This is a genomic window from Neisseria sp. RH3002v2f, assembly GCF_014596375.1.
Lineage (GTDB): Bacteria > Pseudomonadota > Gammaproteobacteria > Burkholderiales > Neisseriaceae > Neisseria > Neisseria cinerea.
In genome coordinates this window covers 51,419-60,066 of sequence record NZ_MAYZ01000024.1, presented here as the reverse complement: position 1 = coordinate 60,066, position 8,648 = coordinate 51,419, and the positions used below count along the sequence as shown (strand labels likewise).

At 40.9% G+C, this 8,648-nt stretch carries 15 protein-coding genes; all 15 read right to left on the bottom strand.

What is annotated here, in order from left to right; genetic code table 11:
- Positions 1 to 52 precede the first annotated feature (52 nt).
- Positions 53 to 973, bottom strand: a complete 921-nt coding sequence (gene oxyR / locus BBW69_RS08370; RefSeq protein WP_003675922.1) for a LysR family transcriptional regulator OxyR — start codon at positions 971 to 973, stop codon at positions 53 to 55.
- A gap of 3 nt (positions 974 to 976) precedes the next feature.
- Positions 977 to 1,240 carry a cell division topological specificity factor MinE gene (gene minE, locus BBW69_RS08365; RefSeq protein ID WP_003675921.1) on the bottom strand — a complete coding sequence of 88 codons (264 nt, stop codon included), beginning with the start codon at positions 1,238 to 1,240 and terminating at the stop codon, positions 977 to 979.
- Positions 1,241 to 1,243: 3 nt separating this feature from the next.
- Positions 1,244 to 2,059, bottom strand: a complete 816-nt coding sequence (gene minD / locus BBW69_RS08360) for a septum site-determining protein MinD (RefSeq protein ID WP_039854081.1) — start codon at positions 2,057 to 2,059, stop codon at positions 1,244 to 1,246.
- Positions 2,060 to 2,087: 28 nt separating this feature from the next.
- Complete coding sequence (minC, locus tag BBW69_RS08355) at positions 2,088 to 2,789, bottom strand: septum site-determining protein MinC (protein WP_223169985.1); 702 nt, start codon at positions 2,787 to 2,789, stop codon at positions 2,088 to 2,090.
- A 161-nt stretch (positions 2,790 to 2,950) separates the two neighbouring features.
- On the bottom strand, positions 2,951 to 3,319 hold the full coding sequence (gene rplQ / locus BBW69_RS08350; RefSeq protein ID WP_081450749.1) for a 50S ribosomal protein L17: 369 nt from the start codon (positions 3,317 to 3,319) through the stop codon (positions 2,951 to 2,953).
- 23 nt (positions 3,320 to 3,342) lie between these two features.
- Positions 3,343 to 4,329: a DNA-directed RNA polymerase subunit alpha gene (rpoA, locus tag BBW69_RS08345; RefSeq protein ID WP_188211006.1), complete on the bottom strand. Its 987-nt coding sequence runs from the start codon at positions 4,327 to 4,329 to the stop codon at positions 3,343 to 3,345.
- A gap of 25 nt (positions 4,330 to 4,354) precedes the next feature.
- Entirely contained in the window at positions 4,355 to 4,975 is a 621-nt protein-coding gene (gene rpsD, locus BBW69_RS08340; protein ID WP_188211005.1) for a 30S ribosomal protein S4, read from the bottom strand.
- 19 nt (positions 4,976 to 4,994) lie between these two features.
- A complete protein-coding gene (gene rpsK, locus BBW69_RS08335) occupies positions 4,995 to 5,390 on the bottom strand; it encodes a 30S ribosomal protein S11 (protein ID WP_002216249.1) in 396 nt (131 codons plus the stop codon).
- Between the two features lie 19 nt (positions 5,391 to 5,409).
- Positions 5,410 to 5,772, bottom strand: coding sequence for a 30S ribosomal protein S13 (gene rpsM, locus BBW69_RS08330; RefSeq protein ID WP_003675906.1), 363 nt, complete (start codon positions 5,770 to 5,772; stop codon positions 5,410 to 5,412).
- A gap of 65 nt (positions 5,773 to 5,837) precedes the next feature.
- Positions 5,838 to 5,951 carry a 50S ribosomal protein L36 gene (rpmJ, locus tag BBW69_RS08325; protein ID WP_003697674.1) on the bottom strand — a complete coding sequence of 38 codons (114 nt, stop codon included), beginning with the start codon at positions 5,949 to 5,951 and terminating at the stop codon, positions 5,838 to 5,840.
- A gap of 18 nt (positions 5,952 to 5,969) precedes the next feature.
- Complete coding sequence (infA, locus tag BBW69_RS08320) at positions 5,970 to 6,188, bottom strand: translation initiation factor IF-1 (protein WP_002215452.1); 219 nt, start codon at positions 6,186 to 6,188, stop codon at positions 5,970 to 5,972.
- 4 nt (positions 6,189 to 6,192) lie between these two features.
- Positions 6,193 to 7,503 carry a preprotein translocase subunit SecY gene (gene secY, locus BBW69_RS08315; protein WP_107859598.1) on the bottom strand — a complete coding sequence of 437 codons (1,311 nt, stop codon included), beginning with the start codon at positions 7,501 to 7,503 and terminating at the stop codon, positions 6,193 to 6,195.
- A 12-nt stretch (positions 7,504 to 7,515) separates the two neighbouring features.
- Entirely contained in the window at positions 7,516 to 7,950 is a 435-nt protein-coding gene (gene rplO, locus BBW69_RS08310) for a 50S ribosomal protein L15 (RefSeq protein ID WP_003675902.1), read from the bottom strand.
- Between the two features lies 1 nt (position 7,951).
- Positions 7,952 to 8,137, bottom strand: a complete 186-nt coding sequence (gene rpmD / locus BBW69_RS08305) for a 50S ribosomal protein L30 (RefSeq protein ID WP_003675900.1) — start codon at positions 8,135 to 8,137, stop codon at positions 7,952 to 7,954.
- On the bottom strand, positions 8,130 to 8,648 hold the full coding sequence (gene rpsE, locus BBW69_RS08300; RefSeq protein ID WP_107859599.1) for a 30S ribosomal protein S5: 519 nt from the start codon (positions 8,646 to 8,648) through the stop codon (positions 8,130 to 8,132). The genes rpmD and rpsE overlap by 8 nt, the downstream gene beginning before the upstream one ends.

Here is an 8,648-nt window from a genome sequence, read left to right as displayed (position 1 = left end):
TAAAAGAATAAAACAATGCCGTCTGAAATCTTCAGACGGCATTGTTTTTGAATTACCCTCTAAGGAACGTTACACCGCTCAACCTCGATTGCATAATCGCCGTTTTCATTGCAGACAATGCTTTCGGACGAACAAAGTTACGACGGTATGCCAACACGACCCGACGGCTCGGTGCAGTACCCTCAAAAGGAATGATACTGAAAAGCATATGGTCGTTTTCAGTCAGTGCAGTTGCCGGTAATACACTGATTGCCAGACCGCTTGCAACCATATGGCGAATCGTGTTAATCGAACTGCCCTGCAATGTATTGGTCAAACCCTGTATGCGTTGTTTGGCAGCCAACTCAGAGCAACTTGACAACACTTGATCCCGCATACAATTCCCTTCCGTAAGCAACAAAACCTGTTCTTCGCCCAACATTTTAGACGACACGGCATCAAGCTCTTCAAACGGATGCCCCTTGGGAACAATGACGAAGAACGGTTCGTCATACAACGGTTCGGTAACGATACCCGGTTCCTGAAACGGCTCTGCTACGATAATTGCGTCAACATCTCCACGCTTAAGAGATTCAGTCAACGTATGCGTATAGTTCTCCTCCAACATCAGAGGCATCTTAGGTGCAGTACGACGCAGAGAAACAATCAACTTTGGTAACAGGTAGGGAGCAACTGTGAAAATTAATCCAAGTTTGAATGCCCCCTCCAACTCATTCTGCTCTTCATTTGCCAAATGCCTTATAAGCTCCGCCTCCTCAAGCACTTTACGTGCCTGAGCAACGATGCGTTCCCCTGCCTCCGTCGTAATAATATCATTACTACTCCGGTCAAACAGGGAAACAGCAAGCTCCTCTTCCAGCTTCTTAATAGCAATGGATAAAGTGGGCTGACTGACAAAACAACGCCGTGCAGCGCGACCGAAATGACGTTCCTGAGCAACTGCGACGATGTACCGTAATTCGGTCAAGGTCATGAACTATACCTTTTTCTGTTCAGGTAATGTAATGTTCAATTCCAGAACATCCACACCATCCTGCTTCTCTTGAGAAATACGGATATTATCCAAGGAAACATTCACATACTTAGACAAAACTTCCATCAATTCTTTACGCAAAGTCGGCAAATAATCGGGAGCCTGACCTTCTTGAGCACGCTCTTGGGCAATGATAATTTGAAGACGATCTCGTGCGACAGTTGCCGTTTTCTGCTTTCTACCAAATAAAAGATCAATTAATGACATACGTTAACCTCCAAACAGACGTTTGAAGAAGCCTTTTTTCTCAACTTCTAAGAAACGCATTTCACGATTTTCACCCAATAGACGGGCAATTACGTCCTTATAAGCTTCAGAAGCAACCACGCTGTCTTGATGAATAACAGGCTCACCTGAGTTAGATGCCTGCAAAACGTTTTGCGATTCCGGAATCACACCAATCAAGGGAATACGCAAAATGTCACAAATATCCTGTACTGAAAGCATTTCACCTTTAGCTACACGTTCAGGAGAGTAACGAGTAATCAACAAATGCTCCTTAACCGAACCACCTTGCTCTGCTTTACGTGATTTACTTTGTAGAATGCCTAAAATTCTGTCAGAGTCTCGAACACTGGAAACCTCCGGATTGGTCGTTACAATGGCTTCATCGGCAAAATATAATGCCATCAATGCACCTTGCTCAATACCGGCAGGAGAATCACAAATAATATATTCGAAACCCATTTTCTTACTACCCAACTCTTTCATGACCTTCTCTACACCCTCACGTGTCAAAGCATCTTTATCCCGAGTTTGGGAAGCAGGCAGAATAAACAAATTTTCACAGTTTTTATCTTTAATCAATGCCTGATTAAGTGTCGCCTCACCTTGAATGACATTAATGAGGTCATAAACGACACGCCGCTCACAGCCCATAATTAAGTCAAGATTACGTAAGCCAACATCAAAATCAATCACCGCAGTTTTGTATCCGCGCAATGCCAAACCTGTTGCAATACTGGCACTGGTAGTCGTTTTACCAACACCACCCTTACCAGAAGTTACTACAATAATTTTTGCCACAATATGTCCTTTTTCAAATATCAAACAATTACTCTGAATCAATTGCACTGATAACCAAACGATTATCCTGCAACAATATCTGTACCGGCTGTTTATGCAAATGATCCGGCAAATCTTGTTCAAAATTGCGGTAAATACCAGCTATGGAAACTAACTCTGCCTGCATAGAATGAATAAATATACGTGCGGAAGTATCACCTTTTGCACCAGCTAAGGCCCGTCCCCTCATTGGAGCATAAATATGTATATTACCGTCTGCAATCAACTCTGCACCTTGACTGACAGCACCGGTTACAATTAAATCTCCATCTTCAGCATAAACCTGTTGGCCAGTACGGACAGAGGTTGTAACCAATACCGTTTTTCTCGTTTTCAGCTCATCGGCAGTTTCTTGCACCTCAATCTGATCCTGTTCTCTAATATTTTCTAGATGAGATGAACAGAAAAGCAAATGATACTTCGCTGCCACGGCAGCCCATCGCTCATCAGGATGTTTAAGACCTAAAATCTGCATACCATGTCTCGAAAAAAGTGAAACCAATACAGCAAGATCTAAAGACTCAGGATAATCAAACTCTTGAACATCCAACATAAAAGGAACGACACCAGATTCCTGGAATTTCTTCCCCAATTTGACTAAAACATTTTCCAAATCAAGCAAATCTGATGTATGCAAACAAATAGATAATACATCTATCTTTGTCGATTTTATATCGAAGGCATTAATCATAGATAAAACTATAGAATTTTTTAATGATATAAGTTTACCGCGCAAACCTTAGCTATTCAATTAATATTTGAAAACACAATACTCAATGAATCATTAACCTTCAAATATTATGTAAAAATAACGCCATCTATTTCTAAATAGATGGCGTTATATGCTTAAAATTACTCAGCCACTGGTTTATCAACTAATTCAACCAAAGCCAATGGGGCATTATCGCCCTTACGGAACCCATATTTCAATACTCGAACATAACCACCATTACGAGTAGAGAAACGAGGACCCAAATCACCAAATAATTTCACTACAACATCACGATCACGAGTTCGGTCAAATGCCAAACGATGATTAGCCAAAGATGGTTTCTTACCCAATGTAATCAATGGTTCAACCACACGGCGTAATTCCTTTGCTTTAGGCAAAGTTGTTACAATAGTCTCGTGAGTCAACAATGAATTCGCCATATTACGCAACATTGCAGCGCGATGGCTACTTGTACGGTTTAATTTGCGATTGCCATTACGATGACGCATATTAATTATCCTTTAATTCTTCATTAAGGCTTTTCTAAGCCTACGGGTGGCCAAGCTTCCAACTTAGAACCCAGTGTCAAACCTTTAGATGCCAATACTTCTTTAATTTCATTTAAAGATTTTCGCCCTAAATTCGGAGTTTTAAGAAGCTCAGTTTCAGTGCGTTGAATCAAATCGCCAATATAATAAATATCTTCAGCTTTCAGACAATTAGCTGAACGTACTGTCAATTCCAAATCGTCTACAGGACGCAAGAGAACAGGGTCAATAGGGGGAGCTTTTTCTTCAACTTCCTCTACAGGTGTACCCTGTAAATCAGCAAAAATAGACATCTGATCAATTAAAATACGTGCCGCACTGCGCACAGCTTCCTCAGGATCAATTGAACCATCAGTCTCAATATCTAAAACCAATTTATCAAGATCTGTCCGTTGCTCTACACGTGCAGGTTCAACTTCAAAGCTAACACGGCTGATGGGCGAAAAGCTCGCATCCAACTGGATTGAACCAATCTGACGATTCTCATCACGAACAACCTGACGACCCGAAACAGATTGATAACCACGACCTTGCTCTACTTTAATCTCCATTTCAATTTGACCATTATTAGCCAAATGACAAATGATATGGTCAGGATTCAGGATTTCTACATCATGCGGCAATTCAATATCACCTGCAGATACCACACCAGAACCTGACTTCTTCAACGTAAGTTGAACTTGGCTACGCCCGTGGAGTTTAAATACAATACCCTTAACATTCAACAAGATATCAACAACATCTTCTTGAACCCCGTCAAGGGTAGAATATTCATGCAAAACACCGGTAATAGCCACCTCTGTAGGAGCAAAACCATTCATGGATGACAGTAAGATACGACGCAAAGCATTACCTAAAGTATGACCGAAACCACGCTCAAATGGTTGCATAGATACTCTTGCATGAGTTGCAGAAAAAGTATTTACATCAATTTGACGAGGCTTCAAAAATTCGGTTGTGCTATTCTGCATTTAACTGTCCCTCACTGAGCTAGCATTATTTAGAGTAGAACTCTACCACCAGCTGTTCATTAATATCACCGGTCAATTCCGCGCGATCTGGCATATTCTTGAATATACCCTCAAGTTTATTAGCATCCACAGCAACCCAACCAGGCAAACCAACTTGAGTAGCCAGACTCAATGCCTCTTGAATACGTACTTGCTTTTTAGCTTTTTCGCGAATAGAGACAACATCACCAGCCTTCACTTGGAAAGAGGGAATATTTACAACTTGCCCATTAACAGCTATAGCCTTGTGGGAGACAAGTTGTCTTGCTTCTGCACGAGTAGAGCCAAAACCCATACGATAAACAACATTATCCAAACGAGACTCTAACAACTGCAATAGCAACTCGCCGGTAGATCCTTTGCGACGCTCTGCTTCCGCGAAATAACGGCGGAACTGACGCTCTAATACGCCATAAATGCGACGAATTTTTTGCTTTTCACGCAACTGCAAACCATAGTCCGACAAACGTGGTTTTTTTCCACCATGCTGACCAGGAGCAGAATCAATTTTACATTTGGAATCCAAAGAGCGGCGTGCACTCTTCAAAAACAAATCTGTACCTTCACGACGTGCTAATTTACATTTAGGGCCAATATAACGTGCCATGTTTTAAATCACTCCAATATTAAATACGACGTTTTTTAGGCGGACGGCAACCGTTATGAGGCAACGGGGTAACGTCAGTAATGCTGGTAATCTTGAAACCAAGAGCGTTTAAAGCACGTACAGATGATTCGCGACCAGGGCCAGGGCCTTTAATGCGAACTTCTAAATTTTTAACGCCATACTCTTGGGCAACTTTACCAGCTGCTTCAGCTGCAACTTGTGCTGCAAATGGTGTACTTTTACGAGAACCTTTAAAACCAGCGCCGCCAGAGGTAGCCCAAGACAATGCATTGCCTTGACGGTCAGTGATTGTAATGATGGTATTGTTGAAAGATGCATGAACGTGAACAATACCTTCGCTTACGGTTTTACGTACTTTTTTACGTACACGCGAAGCTGTGTTTGCTTTAGCCATTAATCAAATTCCTTAAAATTTATTTCTTACCGGCAATCGCTTTGCGCGGACCTTTACGGGTACGAGCATTTGTGCGAGTGCGTTGACCACGACAAGGCAAGCCACGACGATGACGGAAGCCACGATAGCAACCCATATCAATCAGTCGCTTGATGCTCATTGTTACTTCACGACGCAAATCACCTTCAACTTCATATTTAGCAACTTGTTCACGCAAAGCGTCTAATTGAGCCTCGTCCAAATCTTTTGCTTTAGTAGTAGGAGCAATATTTGCTGCCTCACAAATCAATTTAGCACGAGTCGCACCAATACCGTAAATAGCCTGAAGACCAATCACGATATGAGCGTTATTAGGGATATTTACCCCTGCAATACGAGCCATATTTTTTCCTTTTTAGGGTAAAGTGTGTCACTATATCACAGAATCACATTAAAAGAAATATTCTATTAACCTTGACGCTGTTTATGACGGGGATCAGTACAAATTACACGAACCACACGATTTCGGCGAATAATCTTACAATTGCGACAAATTTTCTTAACGGATGGTTGTACACGCATCATATTTTCCTTTTTGGTTTATCTTGCTCTAAAAACAATTCGAGCTCTAGTTAAATCGTAAGGCGTCAGTTCCACTGTAACCTTATCTCCCGGAGAAATACGGATGTAATGCATCCGCATCTTTCCGGAAATATGACCTAATACTATATGGTCATTCTCTAGTTTTACTTTAAAAGTAGCATTAGGTAAAGTTTCAAGGATTTCACCCTGCATTTGAATAGTATCTTCTTTTGCCATAATTCTATTTCCGAGAAAATGACTTCACGTCTGAACGGCTCATTAACTTATCATACTGCTGAGTAAGCCTGTATGAATTTATCTGCGTACTAAAATCCATCGTCACAACAACTAGAATCAGTAAAGAAGTACCTCCCAAATAAAAAGGCACATTTAGAAACGTAGTTAAGAGCTCCGGAATTAAACAAATAATCGTAATATAGAGTGCCCCAAACAATGTTAAATGCAATACAACTTTTTCTAAATATCTAGAAGTTTGTTCACCAGGTCTAATCCCAGGAACAAAAGCACCACTCTTCTTCAAATTCTCCGCCATCTCCTTAGGGCTGAAGGCCAAAGCCGTATAAAAATAGCAGAAGAAAATTACTGTCACCGCAAATAAAACAATGTACAGAATTTGGCCGTGCTGCAATAATCCTGCTATTGTATGCAAAATATTATTTGGATCAGCTGAACCAAGCCAACCCAAAAGAGTAGATGGAAACAGAATAATACTAGAAGCAAAAATAGGAGGAATAACACCAGCCATATTTAACTTAAAAGGCATGTGCGTATTCTGACCGCCCAACCCGCTATTAAACTGGCGTTTAGCATAATGAATAGGAATCTTACGCTGTGCACTTTCAAAATATACAACCAAATAAATTAATAATAAGGCACCAAAAGCAATAAATAATGCCATCAACATGCTCATAGCACCTTGATTTGTCAAGGTAATGATCCTCGTAATACCTGATGGAATGCCTGAAGCTATGCCAGCCGTAATAATCAGAGAAATTCCGTTCCCAATACCTCTTTCAGTAATCTGCTCGCCAAGCCACATAAGGAACATAGTTCCTGTTACCAAAGAAACTATGGTGGAAACATGAAACTCAAATGAGCTTGTTACAACAACTCCCTGCTGAAATACAAAGGACGCAACACCTAAACTCTGTAGTATTGCTAATAATACAGTGCCATATCTAGTATATTTCGTAATTAACTTTCTACCAGCTTCACCTTCTTTTTTTAGTGCCTTTAATGAGGGTAAAATTTCTGAAGCCAGCTGAACAATAATGGATGCAGAAATATACGGCATAATGCCTATTGCAAATATACTAAAGCGCTCTAACGATCCACCGGAAAACATATTTAACATTCCTAGGATACCGTTCCCAGCGCTTTCGTATAACTTGGCTAAAGCAACAGCATCAACTCCAGGAACGGGTATATGAGCACCAATTCGAAAAACAATTAACGCCCCAAATAGAAATAAAAGACGTTTCTTAAGATCTCCAAAATTGGACAAAGCTGATGACAATTGCTGTTTAGCCACAATAATTAAACCTTATATCTCAATCTTGCCACCAATAGCTTCAATTGCAGCCTTAGCACCTTTAGTAGCTTTTACACCTTTCAAGGTAACCGCTTTCGAAATTTCACCAGAAGCAATAACTTTTACATTAGAAGCATTTGCGGGAATCAGACCAGCTTGCTTCAGAGCTAAGACATCAATTTCATCAACAGCTATCAGATTCAATTCACTTAGACGAACTTCAGCATTAGCAGCAGCAGTCAAAGATTTAAAACCACGTTTTGGCAGACGACGTTGCAAAGGCATTTGACCGCCTTCAAAACCTACCTTGTGGAAACCACCAGCACGGCTTTTTTGACCTTTATGACCACGACCAGCTGTCTTACCCAAGCCGCTACCAATACCACGACCTACACGACGACTAGCGTGAGTAGACCCTTCAGCAGGTTGAATAGTATTCAAAAACATATCAAGACTCCACTTTCAACAAGTAGCTGATTTTATTAATCATGCCACGGTTTTCAGGGGTATCCAAAACCTCCACTACATGCTCGCGGCGACGCAAACCTAAACCACGAGCACAAGCGCGATGAGATTCAATTGTACCAATCAAGCTCTTAACCAAAGTAACTTTAATCTTTTTTTGCTCACTCATGGTTTACTCCCAAAATATCTTCTACTGTCAACCCGCGTTTAGCAGCAATATCAGCAGGAGTATACAGTTTAGATAAACCGTCTAATGTAGCTCGTACAATATTGTAAGGATTAGTAGAGCCATGTACTTTAGCTGAAATGTTATGGATACCCATAGCATCAAATACTAAACGCATTGGACCACCGGCTTTCACACCACTACCTTCTTTAGCAGGTTGCATAAATACTTTGGTAGCACCATGACAACCAATAACTTCGTGATGAATCGTACCATTTTTCAAAGGTACTTTAATCATAGAGCGACGAGCTTGATCCATTGCTTTTTGAACAGCAACCGGTACTTCTTTTGATTTACCCTTACCCATACCGATACGACCATCTCCATCACCAACAACAGTCAGCGCAGAGAAAGCCATAATACGACCACCTTTAACTACTTTAGTTACGCGATTAACTGCGACCATCTTTTCAATCAGACCGTCACCGCGTTCTTCAATTTCATGTTTTGCCAT